Raw genomic sequence first — 19,975 nt, 5'->3', positions numbered from 1 at the left:
ACTCACTCCTGTTATTATTTTGTTGTTAATAAGGGTATAGCTGGACACCTTGTACAACCCGATTGACTTCCCCTGTTGGGCAAGGATTATCGGGTGATAAGCTATGTGACAGCGAGGTATTGAATGCCAACAACTGGAAAAAGATAAGATACGGAAACATTAACCAGACATCAGAAAGCTCGCTATTGAGTTCAACAGCTCCCGACAATGGCAGGCTGCTAAGCGGAATAATCTGTTTTGCCAGTTCATCATGTTTCAGTTCATTGAGCAGATCGATATCATAACGGCGGCAATACGCTTCAGCCGACAGCATCACGACAACTAAGGTATTTTCATCGATCATAAATTTAGGACCGTGACGTACACCAAGTGTAGAATCAAAACGGGTTGCTACTTTCCCGGCGGTCAGTTCAAGCATCTTCAGGGCACCTTCTTCCGCGATGCCGGTAAAACAGCCGGAACCCAACGCTACCATTCTGTTGAAACCGGACTGTGATACTTTCTGAACCTGCGGCAACCATTCTGAAAAACACTTTTCACAGAGAGTGGCCATCTTTTCGACTGACTTATCTGCCCGTGCAAAATCCAGTTTGCCAAGCAGTAGCAATGTCGCCAACGTCATGCTGCTGAAGCTGGATGTCATTGCAAAACTACGATCATGGGAACCTTTAGGCATAATCAGCGAACAGACATTGTTCTTACCCTCTGCCCGCTTCTCCTTGACATAATGGGCAAGCGCGCCATCAGGATTACAGGTAAGTATCAAGTGATAAACATCACCTGCCAGCTGATCTGCCAGCGCAATTACACCAACACTTTCCGGGCTGTTACCCGAACGTGCATAGGAGACTAGTAAGGTCGGACGCTGTTTTTCAAGATACTGCCACGGTGTCGGCAGAATATCTGTCGATGCATAGGCGCAAACATCCAACCCGCAATGTTCACGTAACCACGGAGCCATCGCTTTACCGACAAAAGCGGAAGAACCGGCACCACAGAGGATAATCTGTAAATCAGGCTTAGCTAACAATGGAGACAAAAAAGGCTGCCACTGTGCCGCGCTGGACTCCAATTCACGATAGAGTTCACGCCATAAACGGGGTTGATGGGCTATCTCCTCTGCGGTAAACAGTGCATCGTGTTCTTCCAGCCATGACTGTGAATATGACAATATCGTCTTCATGCGACAGCTCCTTCACACGCGAGTGCGTACTGAAGTAAAACGGTTCTCACTTTATCCATCACCCACACTTTCGGATCCTGTTCCAGCCGCCCTGCTTTTACTGCTTCGGCCTGCTCAGGCAGGTATTGACTTAACATCGACAGAGGTATTGGGTTATTACGCAGGTTATCCAACAGCTTATTGACTGCCGCTTCTGCCTTTGGATCTGCCCAGTAATAACGGATGCGGTCACTAAAACTGTATTGGCGGTCGATATATTGCTGATGTGCATTGCCTTGGTAATAAGGATGCCAGTGCTGAGGCTGCTCATGCATGATTTGCTCCAGCGTACTGTGCAGGTGAGCCGCATTCAGCTCACCGTTCCATTCACGATCTAGCTTATCGAGAGCAAACAACCCCTCGCGCAGGGCAAACGTCAGTGCAGGCCCCACCTTTAGAATGGCAAAATGGTCACGCACCAATTCACAGTAAGCACGCGGAGTTTGGTAATCCGTAGAATGCGCCTCATAAACCAAATGGGGGACTGTCTCGATAAACTGGCTTAGTGTTTGTGCTTTCGCTGACTTGTAATGTTCAACATTATGATGATCAAATTCGACGCCAGGCTGAACCACAAGGCCAATGACCCGCGGCCAGACATCCGCTAAACCATGCTCCTGCCATGCGTGTTGATGAATTTTCAGCGTCGTTTCTGCAGCCAGAGGCGAAGTGATCTGCATCCCTGCCATTGACACTTTAGCACCTCCCGGAACAGGAACTTCAGTGCCAATCACATAAACAGGGCGTTCACCGCCGTGCGCTTTCCAACTGCGTTCAGCAACCTGACACAGCCTCGCTGCACGGGATGCTACGATTTCATCACAGAGCGGCACCGGATCATCGGCACAGGACATTGAGCAATCGAGATGAATTTTCCTGAAACCTGCCGCAACATAATCGTAAATCAGTGTTTCAGAAAGCTGCATCGCCTCTTGTGCGCTACGGTTTTGCCATGCATTAGGCCCCAGATGATCACCACCAAGCCAGACTTTTTCGCGAGGAAGCCCTATTTTGTCAGCAATGTTCCAGACCATTGCGCGGAAATCTATCGGTTGCATTCCGGTATATCCACCGAACTGATTAACCTGATTAGAAGTTGCCTCAATAAGTACCGAAGAGCCTCGCTCTTTGGCAAAACGAATAGCACTTTCCAGCACCCAGGGATGGGCCGAGCAAACTGAGTAAACTCCAACGTTCTCGCCTGATTTATGGCGGTGGATCAACTGCAATAATGGCTGCATAGTATCTCCAGACTATTCAGATATGTTTAAAAACCTTACGTTTTTAATTAAAATAGATATTTCTTATTCATCAACCATAATGACGTCGGCAGCAAAAAAGATCAGTGCCTGATGATAATTCTAACTTCAAGGCCAAAACCGTTCCCCCTAGAAACAATTACAGCAGAGTAGGTCAATCTAAAATGTGATCATTATTAAAGTTCATTTTTAGAACAAAAATACTTCCAAAAAATATTTCATTTTCATTCAAATAGAAAAAACCAGACTTTTTATCCAGCTTATTCGTTCTTCTACTTAAAGGTAGTCAGGAACTGTAATTAAAGGAATTAAAAAATGAGTTGGCTTTAGCATTTTTTACAGCAACGGCATCACGAATGAATTCACAATCAATCGCCCTACCAATTTTACGGATCAGATAATCTTCGGGTACAGATTTATCAAAAGCCTGTAAGACTATGTCTCTATATCAGTCTGTAACAACATAATTTCGACATATGCGGAAATTTTCACAGTGTTGTTAGAAAATAGTCTTGAGTTAACTATAATTAAATCAACTTCAAACGATAAAATTTTTAATGTTGATAATTTCATATGAGAATAGCCATACTACGTAGAAATGGTCTTGGTGATTTCATTTGTACTCAGCCATTAATAAAGTTTTTACAAAAAACATATCCCAAAGCAGAAATCAGCCTATTTATAAACTCTAGTAATACTGAACTTGCTTATTATTTGTGTTCTGAAATCAAGATCTACATCCTCCCTAGAGGGAATAAATACCTATCTATTATTAAAACTGCATTAACATTTCGTCGAAAAAATTTTGATATTGCGATATCAGCTAAACCTACCCCTATGAAACTAAATAATTTATTCTTATGGCTATTAGGGGCTAAAAAACGCTACGCTGTCGTTGCAGATAGGCATTGGCATACAAAGTTAATTAACTATCCAGTTAGCCAAGAACAAGTCGATGGCTATCATCAAGCATTAAAGGTACTACGTATTTTTTCACCTGATGAGAATAAATTATCTCCTGAGCTTTTTCCTTGTATCAAATTTAAAAATACCCTTCAGTCTATTGAACAGCAATCACCTATGATTTTATTTTCTGTCTCTAACAATAGAAAATACAGTCTCATTAATAATGAACGACTCACTTTAATAGCAAATAAAATCCTAGAAAATCACCCAGATACAAAATTTTTTATTTCTTCATATAAGCATGACATTCCCTTAGCTGAGGATTTAAAGTCACGTATAGGAAAAAATAGTGAAGTCGTCGTATCTTATTCTCTGAATTCTTTTTTAGCCCTATTGAACAGCATGACACTCATTGTTGTCGGTGATGGTGGTATTTGTCATTTAGCTGCCGCATTACAGAAAAAGATTGTTGCCTTTTATGGTGTAACAAGACCTGAAAATTGGGCACCAATGGCTAAAAAAGATACATTCATCACATTATATGACCCTGAAAATGTCAACAATATTGATTTAGATAAAGTTTATTCAGCGATATTTTATTTTCTAAAATAATAAGTTATTAAATAATTTCAATTACATCCAAAATATATACCAATCTAACTTCAAGTTGCAGCTTGAAAATCAATGTGATTATTTCTATCTTCCCGCGTAACGGGGAGATAGAAGACGCATCTTGAAAGGCGATTGGTATATAAATTTATCTTGAAAATAGATCTAATTTGGTAACATAATTTATTTTTAAGAAGGCTTGACTTTCATTGGAAAACGGGCATTTTGAGGAAAGGTTATTTTACCTAAGTATGGGTTTAAACATCAGATAGTGACATCTGGTATGAGTAAAACATTAATTTCTCAATCTAAGTTACAAGACAATCCCTGTATTAGTTGCGGTGCTTGCTGTGCATATTTTCGTGTTTCATTTTATTGGGCGGAAGCTGAGGATGGTGGCGGCACAGTTCCCGTATCCATGACCGAAAAATTAAATGATTTCATGCGCTGTATGAAAGGCACCAATAAACCCCACCCTCGATGTATCAATTTATATGGTGAAATTGGTAAATCGGTTTCCTGTTCTATCTATGATAAAAGGCCCTCTCCTTGCAGAGAATTTACCCAAGCCTGGGAAACGGAAGATTATAATGAAAGTTGTGATCGTGCCAGAGCTGCTTATGGTCTTCCCCCTCTAGCAAAACCTTAAACATAATTGATACTCGTTTGATATTAGTCGAATAAAAAACAGAATATTTCATAGTTGCTGGTAACGCCGGCAGGCACTTAATGCAACGTGGCAAAGTGGATCTCTGCATTGTTGGCCAATGAAATTGAGGTATTGGCACATCTTTATTTAAAAGTACTGCCAATTATGAAAACAGCGCCAATACTTTCTCCGGCAGAAAGGCTGCAAGTACTGGAAAAATTCAAAAGTTATGAGCTAAAGATAAAATAACGGCAATATTCTGTATATTAGAGAAAAAGTATCAAGGGGATATGACTTTAAGGTAAGCAAGTGACTGATAAGAAATGATGGCATGAAGTGGTGGGCGATACCAGATTCGAACTGATGACCCCCTCCTTGTAAGGGAGGTGCTCTACCAACTGAGCTAATCGCCCACTTCATATCTTGATACCTAAATGGTGGGTCGTGCAGGATTCGAACCTGCGACCAATTGATTAAAAGTCAACTGCTCTACCGACTGAGCTAACGACCCAATTAGGTAATTCTGATTTTGATATCTAAATGGTGGGTCGTGCAGGATTCGAACCTGCGACCAATTGATTAAAAGTCAACTGCTCTACCGACTGAGCTAACGACCCAATTAGATAATTTTGATTTTGATATTTAAATGGTGGGTCGTGCAGGATTCGAACCTGCGACCAATTGATTAAAAGTCAACTGCTCTACCGACTGAGCTAACGACCCATTCTAAATATCAATGTGATACTGGAGACGAAACAACCCGATGAAGTGGTGGGCGATACCAGATTCGAACTGATGACCCCCTCCTTGTAAGGGAGATGCTCTACCAACTGAGCTAATCGCCCACTTCACGATGACTATTACCGACATCAATACCACTGATTCATGATTGGTGGGCGATACCAGATTCGAACTGATGACCCCCTCCTTGTAAGGGAGGTGCTCTACCAACTGAGCTAATCGCCCAATCATAAAATCATTTTTATCACTACGAGAAATATGGTGGGCGATACCAGATTCGAACTGATGACCCCCTCCTTGTAAGGGAGATGCTCTACCAACTGAGCTAATCGCCCGTCGTGATGGAGTCGCATTATAGGGATAGTTCGAAGTGAGTCAACGCTTTTTATCACTAAAACAATCGTTCGTCGTAAAATTAAACAGAATGAAACAATTATAATCACCATATGGTATCATTTAGACACGTTATTTTAGCTTTTCTCAATAACCTGCTGTTAACGCCATTGAGGAATTGAAGCGCAGTGATAAAATAACTCCCACTGTTGTTACTTCAATCATCCAACACGCTCTCTAATAAAGAGAAACGTAATTAAGGCAATTCCTGATGAGTAAAATTAAAACCCGTTTTGCGCCAAGTCCTACTGGCTATCTGCATGTTGGTGGTGCGCGTACTGCTCTTTATTCCTGGTTATACAGTCGCCACAATCAAGGTGAATTTGTTCTTCGCATCGAAGATACCGATCTGGAACGTTCTACCCAAGACGCCATCGATGCAATTATGGACGGGATGAACTGGTTAAATCTGAATTGGGATGAAGGTCCTTATTATCAGACCAAACGTTTCGACCGTTACAACCGGGTTATTGATGAAATGTTAGAGCAAGGTACGGCTTACCGCTGCTATTGCTCTAAAGAGCGTTTGGAACAATTGCGTGAAACTCAGATGGCTAATGGTGAGAAACCACGTTATGACGGGAAATGCCGTGATAGCGAGTGCAAGCATAGTCATGATGAGCCACATGTTGTGCGTTTCCGCAACCCACAAGAAGGTTCTGTCGTTTTTAACGACAGTATCCGTGGCCCGATTGAATTCAGTAACCAAGAGCTGGACGATTTGATCATTCGCCGTACCGACGGCTCACCAACTTATAATTTCTGTGTGGTCATTGATGATTGGGATATGGAAATCACCCATGTTATTCGTGGTGAAGACCATATCAACAATACCCCACGTCAGATCAATATCCTAAAAGCACTTGGGGCACCTGTCCCAGAATATGCCCATGTTTCGATGATCCTCGGCGACGATGGTAAAAAACTGTCCAAGCGCCACGGGGCAGTCAGCGTAATGCAATATCGTGATGATGGTTATCTGCCAGAAGCACTGTTGAACTATCTGGTTCGTCTGGGCTGGTCACATGGCGATCAGGAGATTTTCAGCGTTGAAGAAATGACTGAGCTGTTTAGTCTCGATGCCATCAGCAAATCGGCCAGTGCATTCAATACAGAAAAACTGCAATGGCTGAACCATCATTACATTAATACCCTGCCAGCAGAAAAAGTTGCTGTACATTTAGCATGGCATATTGAACAACAAGGTCTTGATACTCGCACGGGGCCAGAACTGGTTGATTTGATCAAACTGTTAGGTGAACGCTGCAAGACGCTGAAAGAAATGGCTGAATCTTGCCGTTATTTCTATGAAGAATTTGCCGAATTTGATGCAGACGCGGCGAAAAAACATCTGCGTCCTGTTGCTCGCCAGCCATTAGAAGTTGCCCGTGCGAAACTGGCAGCCATTACTGAATGGACACCTGAAAATATCCATCACGCCATTCAGGCAACGGCTGACGAACTGGAAGTTGGGATGGGCAAGGTAGGTATGCCACTGCGTGTTGCGGTAACAGGTGCGGGCCAGTCTCCAAGTGTTGATGTAACGATCCATGCTATTAACCAAGCTCGTTCATTAGCTCGTATTGATAAAGCCCTGGCTTATATTGCTCAGCGTGAAGCGCAATAAATCGTCATCTATCGATGTTACGTCATAACATGGCGTAAATAATGAAATGAAAGGCACTCAATTATTGCAGTGCCTTTATTTTTTGCCTTCCCAATGGGTCATTGATGGCTTTTTCAGCGTTTACACGGGGAATATTAATGAATTCATTGACAGAATTCTCCGGTTTTCATATGATTCGCCCCGTTCTACAGGATTTTGATTTGGGGCTATAGCTCAGCTGGGAGAGCGCTTGCATGGCATGCAAGAGGTCAGCGGTTCGATCCCGCTTAGCTCCACCAAATACTTATTTTATTTACTCATCAAAGATAAACCGTATCTGGCATTCAAAATCCGAACCACATTCGTGGGGCTATAGCTCAGCTGGGAGAGCGCTTGCATGGCATGCAAGAGGTCAGCGGTTCGATCCCGCTTAGCTCCACCAAAATTCTGAAACCCCTGAAAACTTGCGTTTTCAGGGGTTTTTCTGTCTAGTCTGTATTAGCCATCCAATCAAGATATAAAGTCAATTATTAAAAAATTGGCGTAACTGTCATCACTTTATTGTGTTTACCCTATTGTGCCGTATAGCCCCCATCAATCGCGTAAAATGCGCCAGTCGTAAATGAGCTTTCATCAGACAATAGAAATGCTACCGTTTTTGCCACTTCTTCTCTGGTTGCCATGCGTTTCATTGGGTGACTATTTGCCATCCATTCCCTGATGTCTGTAGGCAGAGTTTGCATATACGGAGTATCAACATAACCCGGTCCAACTGCATTGATGCGAACGCCTTTATCTGCAAACTCCAGGGCAACCGAACGCGTTAAACCAAGCACACCATGTTTAGCCGTTGTATAAGGTGCAATGCCAGGAATGCCCACAATGCCGTTAGAGGAAGAAAGATTAACAATAGCTCCGCCTCCACTTTGAAGGAGTGCCGGAATACCATATTTCAAGCCAAAAAATGTTCCGCTGAGATCGGTATTAATCACATCATTCCAATCATCAATGGAATAATCACAAATAGTGATACCATGCGGCCCAGTAATACCCGCATTATTGACCAACATATGCAATCCACCAAATTGCTTTACTGTGTTGTCAATCAATGCCTTGACTGAAAGATGATCCCTGATATCTGCTTCCATTGGGATCACATATTGTCCTGTGGGATCAAGCTGTCTTGCTGTCTGTTTAGCACGGGAAAATTGACGCCCAGTAATAATTACCGTCGCTCCGCGCTGGAATAGTTCTTCTGCAATGCCCTCGCCAACTCCCGTTGTCGCACCTGTAACAATCGCAATTTTCCCGTCAAAATAGTTCATCATAATCCTCCGTATGGATGTGGCTCTCCATATAGATGCATGTGATTGGAAACCACCCAATATTTCAATTAATCACGCAGGATATTAGTGCTATCAGGGATATGGTTAAGCGATTTATGTCACTGATTTGATAATAATGAACAAAGAAACGTTATCCATCAGGCTCCTTTCAACGGTTTTACCAGAGAGTCCAATCCTTCAATTTTTATTGCAAGCGTCATTTCCATCAACTCGCCCAGTTTTCCTTGTGGGAACTCTCCTTTGCGAGCAAACCAAAGTAAATACTCTTCCGGCAAATCAATCAACATTCGTCCTTGATATTTACCAAATGGCATAGCTGTATTAGCTATTTTCAACAAATCTTCTTTGTTCATTAAATCAACCTCATTATTTCGCGACGAATACAAAAAAGTGGCATCTGCCAGGATGCCACTTTTGGTTGTTTTCTATCAAATCCAATGAAACAGATTAGATGCTCAAAATCAGCCCGGTAATTGCTGCGGACAGGAAACTCACCAGCGTTGAACCAAACAGCAATTTCAAGCCAAAGCGCGCAACAGCATTACCCTGTTGTTCATCAAGACCTTTAACAGCACCAGAAATAATCCCAATGGAGCCAAAGTTAGCGAAAGAAACCAAAAATACGGACAGAATACCTTTCGAATGTTCACTTAGTTGAGCAGATATCTCTTGCAGGCTCTGCATCGCCACAAATTCGTTGGAAACCAACTTAGTTGCCATGATACTGCCGACTTTCAATGCTTCATCACTTGGAATACCAATGATCCATGCAAACGGATAAAACACATATCCCATACATTCCTGGAAAGTAATACCAAATACCAGATGGAAAATTGCGTTAATTCCTGCAATCAGGGCAATAAAACCGATCAACATCGCAGTAACAATCAAAGCAACTTTAAAGCCCGCCAGAATATAATCGCCCAGCATTTCAAAGAAACTTTGTCCCTCGTGGATGTTGCTCATATGGATATCTTCTTCATTCTCAACAGAGTAAGGATTGATGAGAGATAAGATGATAAAAGTGCTGAACATATTCAGTATCAGTGCCGCGACCACATATTTTGCATCCAGCATCGTCATGTAGGCACCAACAATCGCCATAGATACAGTAGACATTGCCGTCGCCGCCATCGTATACATCCGGCGTTCAGACATTTTGCCCAACACATTTTTATACGCAATAAAATTCTCTGATTGCCCCAAAATCAATGAACTCACCGCATTAAACGATTCCAGTTTACCCATGCCGTTGATTTTAGACAGTACTGTACCTATCACACGAATGATGATAGGTAGTACTTTGATGTGCTGCAAGATACCAATCAGGGCGGAGATAAAGATGATAGGACACAATACATTCAGGAAGAAAAAGGCTAAATTCGCTTCTATCATGCCACCAAAAACAAAGCTAGTGCCTTTTGCTGCATAAGACAATAGATGGACAAATAAATCGTCAAATCCTTTAACCACCCCTAAACCCACGTTAGAGTTTAGGAAGAACCATGCTAGCAAGAGTTCGATTATAAGTAACTGAAAAATATAACGAACCTTAATATCCTTCCGGTTGTTACTTGCCAAAACCGCCAGGCCGCCAATGACGACCAATGAGAGGAAAAAGTGCAAAATATGAGACATAGACATAAAGAAAGGCTCCAAACACGATTCTGTGCAAACTTATATCTGTATTTTATGTAACATATAATAGTAAAGTTTGATTATTATCACAATAATTTACTATTTGAGTGGTTACAAATCTCTATTTAGCCAACTCGATCACACTTTAATAATCCTCCCTCTAAATGGAAGAAACATTATTCACCCAATAAACGGAGCATTTCCTCTTCATCAATCACAGCAATTCCCAGTTCATTGGCCTTAGCTAACTTGGAACCCGCAGCTTCACCAGCAATCACCAGATCTGTTTTCTTAGATACACTTCCTGTCACTTTTGCGCCTAACGCTACCAGCTTATCTTTAGCTTCGTCTCGGGATAAACGGCTCAATGAACCTGTCAATACGACTGTCTTACCAGAAAATGGACTGTCAATTTCATCAAAGTTCAGGCTTTCAGTCGATTCCCAATGGATACCAATCTTGTTAACTAGATCATCAATCACCACCTGATTATGTGGCTCATTAAAGAAATTCACAACATGGCGGGCAACAACACTTCCTACATCCTGCACCGCAATCAAGGTTTCAATATCCGCTGCACGCAATTTTTCTAACGAGCCAAAATGGGCAACCAAGTTGGCAGCGGTCGCTTCCCCGACTTCACGAATACCCAAAGAGTAAATAAAGCGTGCAAAAGTGGTTTTTTTCGCTTTCTCCAAGGCATTAATGACATTTTGCGCAGACTTAGACCCCATTCGCTCAAGACCTGTTAATTTTCCGGCTGTCAGTCGGAAAAGATCTGCCGGCGTTTTGACATACTCTTTATCTACAAGCTGCTCAATAATTTTTTCACCCATGCCATCAACATCCATAGCACGGCGGGAAACAAAATGTTTCAGTGCCTCTTTACGCTGCGCTCCACAAAACAAACCTCCGGTACAACGAGCGACAGCTTCACCTTCGACACGCTCTATATCTGAGCCACAAACCGGACAATGTGCAGGAAAAATCACTTCCTGAGTTTCTGCAGGCCTGTTTTCATGAACAACACCCACGACTTGCGGGATAACATCTCCGGCACGACGAATAATCACCGTATCACCAATACGTAACCCCAGACGTTCAATTTCATCTGCATTATGCAGTGTCGCATTACTCACCGTAACACCGGCCACCAATACCGGTTCCAGACGAGCAACCGGAGTAATGGCTCCAGTACGCCCTACCTGAAACTCGACATCACGGATGATAGTCATCTGCTCTTGAGCCGGAAACTTGAAAGCCGTCGCCCAACGTGGTGCTCGGGCAACAAAACCCAACCTTTCTTGTAATTCAAGAGAATCGACCTTGACGACAATGCCATCAATGTCAAAACCTAGTGTCGGCCGCTTCAGCTCAATGTCACGGTAAAAATCTATCACCCGTTGAGTGCCCTGGCATAACTTCACGTTATCATTGACAGGTAACCCCCACTGTTTGAATTGCATCAGGCGTTCATAGTGACTTGCTGGTAACTCTCCGCCTTCCAGCACACCAACCCCATAACAATAAAACGTAAGTGGACGTTTGGCAGTAATACGTGGATCAAGCTGACGCAGCGATCCAGCCGCCGCATTACGGGGATTGGCGAAAACTTTATTGCCTGTGCGACGCGCTTCTTCGTTGAATTTCTCAAACCCGGCTTGCTTCATAAAAACTTCACCACGGATTTCAACACGAGAGGGAATATTGTCCCCTTTCAAACGTAAAGGAATGGCACGAATGGTACGGACGTTGGCGGTAATATTCTCCCCCGTTGTCCCATCGCCACGCGTCGCAGCCTGCACCAATTCCCCATTTTCATACAGCAAACTGACCGCTAAACCATCAAGTTTTAGTTCACAACAAAACACCAAATCCTGGCCATTTTTCAGACGATCACGAACGCGTTTGTCAAACGCCAGATAGCTCTCTTCGTCAAATACGTTATCCAAAGACAACATCGGGATCTCATGGCGTACCTGCTCAAATACTGTTAACGGCGCTGCACCCACACGCTGGGTAGGTGAATCCGCAGTAACCAGTTCTGGATACTGCTCTTCCAGCACTTTTAATTCTCGCATCAAGCGATCATATTCTGCATCAGGGATCTCTGGTGCATCCATAACATGATACAAATATTCGTGATGACGTAATGTTTCTCTTAATTCTTTGATTTTTTGGATGATATTTTCCATGACTTCTCACCAGAGATGAAAAACCCCCGACTAGCGGGGGCTTGATACTAATAAAAAGAGGGGTTATTCACTGACATTGAGCGTATCACGGATACGCGCCTTATAGAGTTCGATCATCTGTGGTGTTAGCAACTTGCGCTCACCATCCAGAACAACGCCTCCCACATCAGCGGCGATGCGCTGCGCCGCCTGTAGCATCAGTTTAAAATTCTGATTGGAATCACCATATGAAGGCACAAGCATAAATATGGAAACGCCAGGCGTAGTGAAATCGACCATTTGGTCTGGATCAAACGAACCCGGTTTTACCATGTTAGCTAAACTGAACAACACAGCACCGCTACCCGATGGGTTTAGATGGCGATGAAAAATGTTCATTTCACCAAACCGGAAGCCCGCCTGTAAAATGCTTTGGAACAGCACTTCACCATTCAGTTCTTGCCCATGATGAGCGGCCACATGCAACACTAACACTGTCTCTTTTTTAGTCTGTTCAGGTTTAGACTGTGCTTCATTTTTCGCTGCCTTTGACTGCCCTTCCACAATGTCAGAGTCTGACTCTGCGACCCTGGCTTCTTTCGACTCAGCAGATTCAATCGGATCAAACAAGCCAAGTTGTGGTTCTTCCTGTTGATCATCGACACCTTTCATCTTGACTGTAGGAGCATCAGATTGATGCCTTGTAAGTAAAGGATCTGTGCCATCATCAGGCAATATAGCTGACGATTCAGACGCATGATGTTCAATAACCGGCTCTGCACGATGTTCAGTCTGCCGTTTCGCCGACTCCTGAACATTCGATTTTGGCGTATTATCAAACAGTTCATCGCCATCATCATTCTTTGGCTCTTCCTGACGCCCCTGTTTATGACGTTTAACTGGGCGATCACGAAAGAGTGATGAACGCTCTTTACGGCTGGTCCACAACCCATGTAATAGCAAAGCTATTATGGCTATCGCACCAACAACGATTAATATCAGACGCAAATCCTGCATCATTGCTATCTCTGTTGTTTAAATTAATTGCCACCACGGCGGAATATTCTTTAGATAAGAGTATTTGTCAAATAGGACAAGTGCAAGTCTCTACCTACTTTTCTTATCATAATGAGAGATTTTCTCTGTTTTTTCGGATGCTTTTTACTCATAAAACGACTGGTCAGTAGAAAACCCTGCCTATATCATACCGCCTCAATCATCTAAGAGAGAATAAGAAAATATGACGAATTCGACAAGGGTGCCAAAACATGCGAATGGATTTCACTATATTGTCCAAGGTTGGCAACTAATAATCCGTCCTGGCATTAAGAGGTTCGTTTTATTACCTTTATTGGCTAATATCTTATTGCTAGGTGGTTCATTTTGGTGGCTATACCATAAACTGGGGAGCTGGATACAATGGACTCTCGATAAAATACCAGATTGGATGCAATGGTTAAGCTATTTAATTTGGCCACTTGCAGTTATCTCTATCTTGCTCGTTTTTACTTATTTTTTCAGCACACTGGCTAATTTTATCGCTTCACCATTCAATGGCCTGCTGGCAGAAAAATTAGAGGCTGACTTAACAGGCATTCCGGCACCCGATACTGGCGTTATCGACTTACTCAAAGATACACCCCGTATTCTGAAACGCGAAGTAGTAAAAATTCTTTACTATATTCCGCGTGCAGTTGTTCTATTGTTACTTTATTTCATTCCAGGAATAGGCCAAACCGTCGCGCCTCTCCTTTGGTTTATTTTCAGTGCCTGGATGCTGACAATCCAATATTGTGATTATCCGTTTGACAACCATAAAGTCAGTTTTACCACGATGCGCAATACATTACGCCAAAATAAAATAGATAACCTGCAATTCGGTGCAGCAGTAAACATTCTGACCCTGATCCCGATTGTGAACCTGTTTATCATGCCCGTTGCGGTTTGTGGCGCGACTGCGATGTGGGTTGATCGCTACCGTGCTCAGCATGCCCTGAATCGCACATCATTAAATTAATTTATACTCCCTTTTGCCTACTACAAGCCTCCTGACAAGTGACAAGCATGTCAGGGGACTTTGTTTAAAAATTCATGCCAATCTTAAATAATCAGAAGAATATAAAATGTCCATCAATTATTCTTTTATATAATAAGAATAGACTGAAACCTTATTTCCATAAATATGATGTTAGCGTATGGTTAATCAGTATTTACGGTATGTTAGGGGCAATCGAACAATGAGCAAAATTTATGAAGATAATTCGTTGACTATTGGTCACACTCCGCTAGTACGTTTGAAAAACTTTGCGAATGGCCGTATCTTGGCGAAAATAGAATCCCGTAACCCTAGCTTCAGTGTAAAATGCCGCATTGGTGCTAATATGATTTGGGATGCTGAAAAACGTGGCATTCTGACCAAAGATAAAGAACTTATTGAGCCAACCAGTGGTAATACAGGGATTGCACTTGCCTATGTTGCCGCTGCCCGTGGTTATAAACTGACATTGACCATGCCTGAAACAATGAGCCTTGAACGACGTAAGCTGCTGAAAGCACTCGGTGCAAATTTGGTGCTGACCGAAGGTGCAAAAGGCATGAAAGGCGCGATTGAGAAAGCCAACGAAATCCGTGACAGTAATCCTGACCGTTATATACTTCTGCAACAATTCAGCAATCCTGCCAACCCTGAAATTCATGAAAAAACCACTGGTCCTGAAATTTGGGAAGATACTGACGGTAATGTAGATGTTTTTGTTGCTGGAGTAGGTACTGGTGGCACAATTACCGGTGTTGGCCGTTACTTAAAAAATACGCGGGGTAAACAAGTTACCATCGTTGCGGTAGAACCAGAAGATTCACCTGTTATCAGCCAAAAATTAGCGGGTGAAGAACTTAAACCAGGTCCACATAAAATTCAGGGAATTGGCGCTGGTTTCATTCCTGATAACTTAGATTTAACATTAGTTGATCGCGTATTTAAAATCAGCAATGAAGAAGCGATGCAGATTGCACGTGAACTCTCTGAAAAAGAAGGCATTCTTTCTGGTATTTCTTCAGGAGCTGCGGTTGCCGCGGCTATCAAAATAGCGCAAGAAGATGCATACAAGGATAAGAATATCGTGGTAATTTTACCTTCGTCGGCGGAACGTTATCTCAGTACAGCACTGTTTGCTGACTTACACAGTGAGTAAAAATCACTCGATAGAACGTTTCACTACATGCACAAAAAGGCACCTCCAGGGTGCTTTTTTGTGCATTAGATCAAAGTTTAAAACTTTCCTAGATGATTTATTCAAGTAGCTTTAGTATTTAACCAGTAATTATTTTGATGCACGAAATTAATCGCCAACGAGATGGCAATAAAGGTTATTCAATTAATTCATTCGTCGGATAACGTGTATTAACACCAAATCAACAATTGAGTGCATCAGGTATGTTAATTTTTTGATAATGATTATTATAATTCCACTGAATTTCAAGTTAAAACTAACAGAGCAATAACTTGAAAGATGAAAGGACTACGCTTTACTTCATTATCATTTTAACGGCTGTATAAGTCGCAGGGAATTCAGCTATATTCAATGGAATTCTCTTAGCTTATCAACGAATATTTAAGTTATTAAGGAAATACTATGTTCCAGCAAGAAGTTACTATTACTGCACCAAACGGCCTCCACACTCGCCCTGCGGCACAATTTGTCAAAGAAGCAAAAGGCTTCTCTTCTGACATTACCCTGACTTCTGGAGGCAAGTCTGCCAGCGCAAAAAGCCTGTTCAAATTACAAACGCTGGGATTAACTCAAGGTACAGTCGTAACGATTTCTGCTGAAGGCGAAGATGAACAACAAGCTGTTGAACATTTAGTTAAATTGATGGGTGAATTGGAATAATTATCCGTTCAACCAAACCAATCTATTTCATTCAGCTTATCCCCAGGCCAATAAAATCTGGGGATAGTTAGGGTTTTCTCCTAAGTCTTAATGAAAGATAATTACCCGCAGTAAGGTCATATAATATGATTTCAGGCATCTTAGTATCACCAGGAATTGCTTTCGGTAAGGCATTATTACTGAAAGAAGATCCCATCATTATCAATCATAAAAAAATTATTCCTGAACAAGTCGAACAAGAAATCTCCCGTTTTAAGCAAGGCCGCGACAAATCTTCCGCACAATTAGAGATAATTAGAGAAACAGCCGAAAAAAATCTGGGTGCAGAAAAAGCCGAAATCTTCGAAGGCCATATTATGTTGCTGGAAGATGAAGAGCTAGAACAGGAAATTATCACTCTTATTAAAAAAAACCAGTTAACAGCAGATGCCGCCGTTCATTCCGTTATTGAAGATCAGGCCAATGCGCTGGAAGAGTTGGATGATGAATATTTGAAAGAGCGAGCCGCCGATGTCCGTGATATTGGTAAGCGCTTACTGAAAAATATTCTGGATATGCCAATTATCGACTTAGGTTCCATTGAAGAAGAAGTTATCCTGGTTGCCAGTGACCTGACCCCATCAGAAACCGCACAACTCAATCTGGACAAGGTATTAGGTTTCATCACCGATCTTGGTGGCCGAACTTCTCACACTTCCATTATGGCCCGTTCACTGGAATTACCAGCGATTGTTGGCACAACCAACGCGACCAGGCAAATCCAAAATGGCAGTTATCTGATTCTAGATGCCGTCAATAATCACATTTATGTGAACCCATCTAATACTGAAATTGAGAAACTGAAAACAGCGAAAAGTGAGTACCTGACAGAAAAAACCGAACTGGCGAAGCTGAAAGACTTACCTGCCATTACATTGGATGGCCACCAAGTTGAGGTTTGCGCTAATATCGGTACAGTACGTGACATCGCAGGCGCTGAACGTAATGGTGCCGAAGGTATTGGTTTATACCGTACTGAATTTCTGTTTATGGATCGTGATTCTCTGCCAACCGAAGATGAACAGTTTAAGGCCTATAAAGCAGTTGCAGAAGCAGTTGGTAATCAAGCCGTCATTATTCGTACAATGGACATTGGTGGCGATAAAGATTTACCTTACATGAACTTGCCAAAAGAAGAGAACCCATTCCTTGGCTGGCGTGCGATCCGAATTTGCCTTGACCGTAAAGAGATCTTACATTCTCAATTACGTGCTATTCTGAGAGCTTCTGCATTTGGTAACCTTCGCATTATGTTCCCAATGATTATTTCAGTTGAAGAAATTCGGGAATTGAAAGCTGAGATTGCGTTACTCAAAGAGCAGTTACGCAATGAAAACAAAGCATTTGATGAATCGATTGAAGTTGGCATCATGGTAGAAACGCCAGCTGCTGCAACCATTGCTCATCATCTTGCAAAAGAAGTTGACTTTTTTAGTATTGGGACAAACGATCTAACTCAGTATACTCTTGCGGTAGACCGTGGTAATGAACTGATTTCTCATCTCTACAACCCAATGTCACCAGCAGTGTTGAGCTTAATCAAGCAGGTTATTGATGCCTCACACGCAGAAGGTAAATGGACTGGTATGTGTGGAGAGCTTGCCGGTGATGAACGTGCCACGTTGTTGCTCCTGGGCATGGGGTTGGATGAGTTCAGCATGAGTGCAATATCAATTCCACGCATTAAAAAGATCATCCGTAATACTAATTATGATGATGCAAAAGCACTGGCAGAGCAGGCCTTGACTCAGCCAACAGCAAAGGAATTGATGGATTTGGTTGACACCTTTACCAGAGAAAAAACACTCTGCTAAAAATTAGCCAGAATACGGTCCCATTAAACAATTAGGAGAAGATTCATGGGTCTGCTTGATAAATTGAAGTCTCTGGTTTCAGACGATAAAAAAAATAGTGGCAGTATTGAAATTATCGCACCATTGTCAGGTGAAATAGTCAACATCGAGGATGTTCCGGATGTTGTTTTTGCCGAAAAAATCGTTGGTGATGGTATCGCGATTAAACCAACCGGTAACAAAATTGTCGCTCCTGTTGATGGCACCATTGGTAAGATCTTTGAAACTAATCATGCTTTTTCTATCGAATCTGATAGTGGCATTGAGCTATTCGTCCATTTTGGTATTGATACCGTTGAATTGAAAGGTGAAGGTTTTAAACGCATTGCCGAAGAAGGTCAGCGGGTACAAAAAGGTGATTTGGTTTTAGAGTTTGATCTGGCATTTTTGGAAGAAAGAGCTAAATCAACCTTAACTCCTGTTGTAATTTCTAACATGGATGAAATTAAAGAGTTAACGAAAGTCAATGGCTCTGTAGTTGTAGGTGAGTCGGTCATCATGCGAATCAAAAAGTAACAGAAAAATCACTAAGGGATATTTCCCTCTTTTTTCTGTTAACCGGTTCATTTTCATTGATGACCTGTTCGTGAATCGCCACTGCTTTATCAGGCTAGTCAGTAAAATGCTCGATAAAACAGGGCGATTTTTTTATGGATGATAAGAAGTTAATTAAATACCCCTGTAGACAAGTACCTGTCACCACGATCACAAATAATTGCTACAATGACTGAGCCCGGGTTTTCGGCTGCGATGCGTAACGCGCCAGAAACAGCGCCACCAGAGCTGACGCCACAGAAAATGCCTTCCTTTTTGGCCAACAAACGCATGGTATTTTCCGCTTCTGTTTGGGTGAGATCCAAGATTTGATCCACCAGCTCTTTTTGATAAATTCCGGGCATATAAGCCGGAGCCCAACGACGAATACCAGGAATATGACTACCTTCCGCAGGTTGTAATCCGATAATTTTCACTCTGCCTGACTGAGATTTCAGATAACGGCTCACTCCCGTAATCGTGCCTGTCGTTCCCATGCTGGAAACAAAGTGCGTGATCCGTCCCTGTGTTTGCTGCCAAATTTCAGGACCAGTGGTATTAAAATGTGCCAGTGAATTATCCTTATTATTAAACTGATCCAGGACTTTTCCTTCCCCCCTCTTCTCCATTTCTTGCGCTAAATCCCGCGCACCTTCCATTCCCAATTCTTTATTGACTAAAATTAATTCAGCACCGTAAGCCCGCATTGATGCCTGCCTCTCGAGGCTCATATTTTCAGGCATCAATAATTTTAGGTGGTATCCTTTTACCGCCGCGATCATCGCCAGTGCAATACCAGTATTACCACTCGTTGCTTCAATCAAAACATCGCCCGGAGCAATTTCCCCACGCAATTCTGCTTGCAGGATCATCGAAAGTGCAGCTCTGTCTTTGACTGAACCCGCTGGATTATTGCCTTCCAGCTTCACCCAAATTTCAGCATCAACACCTTCTGTAATTCGTTGTAATTTTACTAGTGGTGTATTACCTATAAATTCTTCCAAACTTGCCACAGTGTTACCTAGTTCGTATGAGAATGGATAAACAAATAATCATATTAAGGAAACTGTAGCAAGACATTAAGCAAAAAATCCCTACTCCTCCGCATAGCGGGAA

At 42.3% G+C, this 19,975-nt stretch carries 17 protein-coding genes and 9 tRNA genes; 11 read left to right on the top strand and 15 right to left on the bottom strand.

Annotated features, from left to right (window positions below; genetic code table 11):
* Positions 1-25: 25 nt before the first annotated feature.
* Together WDV74_RS05055 and WDV74_RS05050 are read right to left on the bottom strand one after the other, a co-directional pair.
* Positions 26-1,183: an SIS domain-containing protein gene (locus WDV74_RS05055; RefSeq protein ID WP_338884989.1), complete on the bottom strand. Its 1,158-nt coding sequence runs from the start codon at positions 1,181-1,183 to the stop codon at positions 26-28.
* Positions 1,180-2,463, bottom strand: a complete 1,284-nt coding sequence (locus WDV74_RS05050; protein ID WP_338884988.1) for a D-tagatose-bisphosphate aldolase, class II, non-catalytic subunit — start codon at positions 2,461-2,463, stop codon at positions 1,180-1,182. The genes WDV74_RS05055 and WDV74_RS05050 overlap by 4 nt, the downstream gene beginning before the upstream one ends.
* Before the next feature lie 591 nt (positions 2,464-3,054).
* On the opposite strand from WDV74_RS05050, the gene WDV74_RS05045 reads away from it, so the two are divergent.
* The 3 genes from WDV74_RS05045 to WDV74_RS05035 all read left to right on the top strand — a co-directional run bounded on the left by WDV74_RS05045 (position 3,055) and on the right by WDV74_RS05035 (position 4,894).
* Positions 3,055-3,999 carry a glycosyltransferase family 9 protein gene (locus tag WDV74_RS05045; RefSeq protein WP_338884987.1) on the top strand — a complete coding sequence of 315 codons (945 nt, stop codon included), beginning with the start codon at positions 3,055-3,057 and terminating at the stop codon, positions 3,997-3,999.
* 280 nt (positions 4,000-4,279) lie between these two features.
* The gene (locus WDV74_RS05040; protein WP_338884985.1) at positions 4,280-4,645 is read left to right on the top strand and encodes a YkgJ family cysteine cluster protein; all 366 of its coding nucleotides are present in this window, start codon (positions 4,280-4,282) and stop codon (positions 4,643-4,645) included.
* Positions 4,646-4,732: 87 nt separating this feature from the next.
* Positions 4,733-4,894, top strand: a complete 162-nt coding sequence (locus tag WDV74_RS05035) for a hypothetical protein (RefSeq protein ID WP_338884984.1) — start codon at positions 4,733-4,735, stop codon at positions 4,892-4,894.
* An 88-nt stretch (positions 4,895-4,982) separates the two neighbouring features.
* On the opposite strand, the gene WDV74_RS05030 is transcribed toward WDV74_RS05035, so the two are convergent.
* The 7 genes from WDV74_RS05030 to WDV74_RS05000 form a co-directional block, all read right to left on the bottom strand.
* Positions 4,983-5,058: transfer RNA gene (locus WDV74_RS05030), tRNA-Val, on the bottom strand.
* Between the two features lie 22 nt (positions 5,059-5,080).
* Positions 5,081-5,156, bottom strand: a tRNA-Lys gene (locus WDV74_RS05025).
* Positions 5,157-5,186: 30 nt separating this feature from the next.
* Positions 5,187-5,262: transfer RNA gene (locus WDV74_RS05020), tRNA-Lys, on the bottom strand.
* 30 nt (positions 5,263-5,292) lie between these two features.
* Positions 5,293-5,368: transfer RNA gene (locus tag WDV74_RS05015), tRNA-Lys, on the bottom strand.
* Positions 5,369-5,414: 46 nt separating this feature from the next.
* Positions 5,415-5,490 (bottom strand) — tRNA-Val (locus WDV74_RS05010).
* Between the two features lie 45 nt (positions 5,491-5,535).
* Positions 5,536-5,611: transfer RNA gene (locus tag WDV74_RS05005), tRNA-Val, on the bottom strand.
* Between the two features lie 34 nt (positions 5,612-5,645).
* Positions 5,646-5,721: transfer RNA gene (locus tag WDV74_RS05000), tRNA-Val, on the bottom strand.
* Positions 5,722-5,990: 269 nt separating this feature from the next.
* Here WDV74_RS05000 and gltX point away from each other — a divergent pair.
* The 3 genes from gltX to WDV74_RS04985 all read left to right on the top strand — a co-directional run bounded on the left by gltX (position 5,991) and on the right by WDV74_RS04985 (position 7,827).
* The gene (gene gltX / locus WDV74_RS04995; protein ID WP_338884982.1) at positions 5,991-7,406 is read left to right on the top strand and encodes a glutamate--tRNA ligase; all 1,416 of its coding nucleotides are present in this window, start codon (positions 5,991-5,993) and stop codon (positions 7,404-7,406) included.
* A gap of 202 nt (positions 7,407-7,608) precedes the next feature.
* A tRNA-Ala gene (locus WDV74_RS04990) sits at positions 7,609-7,684 on the top strand.
* A gap of 67 nt (positions 7,685-7,751) precedes the next feature.
* A tRNA-Ala gene (locus tag WDV74_RS04985) sits at positions 7,752-7,827 on the top strand.
* A 130-nt stretch (positions 7,828-7,957) separates the two neighbouring features.
* Here the strand turns inward: WDV74_RS04985 and WDV74_RS04980 are convergent.
* The 5 genes from WDV74_RS04980 to zipA all read right to left on the bottom strand — a co-directional run bounded on the left by WDV74_RS04980 (position 7,958) and on the right by zipA (position 13,563).
* Positions 7,958-8,710: an SDR family NAD(P)-dependent oxidoreductase gene (locus WDV74_RS04980; RefSeq protein WP_338885540.1), complete on the bottom strand. Its 753-nt coding sequence runs from the start codon at positions 8,708-8,710 to the stop codon at positions 7,958-7,960.
* A 158-nt stretch (positions 8,711-8,868) separates the two neighbouring features.
* Positions 8,869-9,084 (bottom strand): DUF3820 family protein, encoded by a 216-nt coding sequence (locus WDV74_RS04975; RefSeq protein ID WP_338884980.1) that lies wholly within the window; start codon positions 9,082-9,084, stop codon positions 8,869-8,871.
* A 94-nt stretch (positions 9,085-9,178) separates the two neighbouring features.
* The gene (locus WDV74_RS04970; protein WP_338885539.1) at positions 9,179-10,369 is read right to left on the bottom strand and encodes a nucleoside transporter C-terminal domain-containing protein; all 1,191 of its coding nucleotides are present in this window, start codon (positions 10,367-10,369) and stop codon (positions 9,179-9,181) included.
* Between the two features lie 176 nt (positions 10,370-10,545).
* On the bottom strand, positions 10,546-12,564 hold the full coding sequence (ligA, locus tag WDV74_RS04965) for an NAD-dependent DNA ligase LigA (protein WP_338884979.1): 2,019 nt from the start codon (positions 12,562-12,564) through the stop codon (positions 10,546-10,548).
* Positions 12,565-12,627: 63 nt separating this feature from the next.
* Positions 12,628-13,563: a cell division protein ZipA gene (gene zipA, locus WDV74_RS04960; protein WP_338884977.1), complete on the bottom strand. Its 936-nt coding sequence runs from the start codon at positions 13,561-13,563 to the stop codon at positions 12,628-12,630.
* A gap of 220 nt (positions 13,564-13,783) precedes the next feature.
* On the opposite strand from zipA, the gene cysZ reads away from it, so the two are divergent.
* The 5 genes from cysZ to crr all read left to right on the top strand — a co-directional run bounded on the left by cysZ (position 13,784) and on the right by crr (position 18,841).
* A complete protein-coding gene (cysZ, locus tag WDV74_RS04955; RefSeq protein ID WP_338884976.1) occupies positions 13,784-14,560 on the top strand; it encodes a sulfate transporter CysZ in 777 nt (258 codons plus the stop codon).
* Between the two features lie 220 nt (positions 14,561-14,780).
* Complete coding sequence (gene cysK, locus WDV74_RS04950; protein ID WP_338884975.1) at positions 14,781-15,734, top strand: cysteine synthase A; 954 nt, start codon at positions 14,781-14,783, stop codon at positions 15,732-15,734.
* A 441-nt stretch (positions 15,735-16,175) separates the two neighbouring features.
* Positions 16,176-16,433 (top strand): phosphocarrier protein Hpr, encoded by a 258-nt coding sequence (gene ptsH, locus WDV74_RS04945; protein ID WP_038262654.1) that lies wholly within the window; start codon positions 16,176-16,178, stop codon positions 16,431-16,433.
* Positions 16,434-16,558: 125 nt separating this feature from the next.
* A complete protein-coding gene (gene ptsI, locus WDV74_RS04940; protein WP_338884972.1) occupies positions 16,559-18,286 on the top strand; it encodes a phosphoenolpyruvate-protein phosphotransferase PtsI in 1,728 nt (575 codons plus the stop codon).
* Positions 18,287-18,331: 45 nt separating this feature from the next.
* Positions 18,332-18,841, top strand: a complete 510-nt coding sequence (crr, locus tag WDV74_RS04935; protein WP_047767273.1) for a PTS glucose transporter subunit IIA — start codon at positions 18,332-18,334, stop codon at positions 18,839-18,841.
* Between the two features lie 149 nt (positions 18,842-18,990).
* Here crr and cysM read toward each other — a convergent pair whose 3' ends face one another.
* Positions 18,991-19,872 carry a cysteine synthase CysM gene (gene cysM / locus WDV74_RS04930; RefSeq protein ID WP_338884971.1) on the bottom strand — a complete coding sequence of 294 codons (882 nt, stop codon included), beginning with the start codon at positions 19,870-19,872 and terminating at the stop codon, positions 18,991-18,993.
* Positions 19,873-19,975: the final 103 nt, after the last annotated feature.

It is taken from the genome of Xenorhabdus sp. TH1 (assembly GCF_037260955.1).
GTDB classification, from domain to species: domain Bacteria; phylum Pseudomonadota; class Gammaproteobacteria; order Enterobacterales; family Enterobacteriaceae; genus Xenorhabdus; species Xenorhabdus griffiniae.
This window is presented reverse-complemented; position numbering and strand designations above follow the sequence as displayed.

Excerpts from the sequence above, each read along its gene's own strand:
- WDV74_RS05055 (WP_338884989.1), bottom strand. The coding sequence starts at position 1,183 with ATGAAGACGATATTGTCATATTCACAGTCATGGCTGGAAGAACACGAT.
- ptsI (WP_338884972.1), top strand. The coding sequence starts at position 16,559 with ATGATTTCAGGCATCTTAGTATCACCAGGAATTGCTTTCGGTAAGGCA.
- WDV74_RS05040 (WP_338884985.1), top strand. The coding sequence starts at position 4,280 with ATGAGTAAAACATTAATTTCTCAATCTAAGTTACAAGACAATCCCTGT.
- WDV74_RS04975 (WP_338884980.1), bottom strand. The coding sequence starts at position 9,084 with ATGAACAAAGAAGATTTGTTGAAAATAGCTAATACAGCTATGCCATTT.
- ptsH (WP_038262654.1), top strand. The coding sequence starts at position 16,176 with ATGTTCCAGCAAGAAGTTACTATTACTGCACCAAACGGCCTCCACACT.
- cysZ (WP_338884976.1), top strand. The coding sequence starts at position 13,784 with ATGACGAATTCGACAAGGGTGCCAAAACATGCGAATGGATTTCACTAT.
- crr (WP_047767273.1), top strand. The coding sequence starts at position 18,332 with ATGGGTCTGCTTGATAAATTGAAGTCTCTGGTTTCAGACGATAAAAAA.
- cysK (WP_338884975.1), top strand. The coding sequence starts at position 14,781 with ATGAGCAAAATTTATGAAGATAATTCGTTGACTATTGGTCACACTCCG.
- ligA (WP_338884979.1), bottom strand. The coding sequence starts at position 12,564 with ATGGAAAATATCATCCAAAAAATCAAAGAATTAAGAGAAACATTACGT.
- WDV74_RS04970 (WP_338885539.1), bottom strand. The coding sequence starts at position 10,369 with ATGTCTCATATTTTGCACTTTTTCCTCTCATTGGTCGTCATTGGCGGC.
- WDV74_RS05045 (WP_338884987.1), top strand. The coding sequence starts at position 3,055 with ATGAGAATAGCCATACTACGTAGAAATGGTCTTGGTGATTTCATTTGT.
- WDV74_RS04980 (WP_338885540.1), bottom strand. The coding sequence starts at position 8,710 with ATGAACTATTTTGACGGGAAAATTGCGATTGTTACAGGTGCGACAACG.
- gltX (WP_338884982.1), top strand. The coding sequence starts at position 5,991 with ATGAGTAAAATTAAAACCCGTTTTGCGCCAAGTCCTACTGGCTATCTG.
- WDV74_RS05050 (WP_338884988.1), bottom strand. The coding sequence starts at position 2,463 with ATGCAGCCATTATTGCAGTTGATCCACCGCCATAAATCAGGCGAGAAC.
- zipA (WP_338884977.1), bottom strand. The coding sequence starts at position 13,563 with ATGATGCAGGATTTGCGTCTGATATTAATCGTTGTTGGTGCGATAGCC.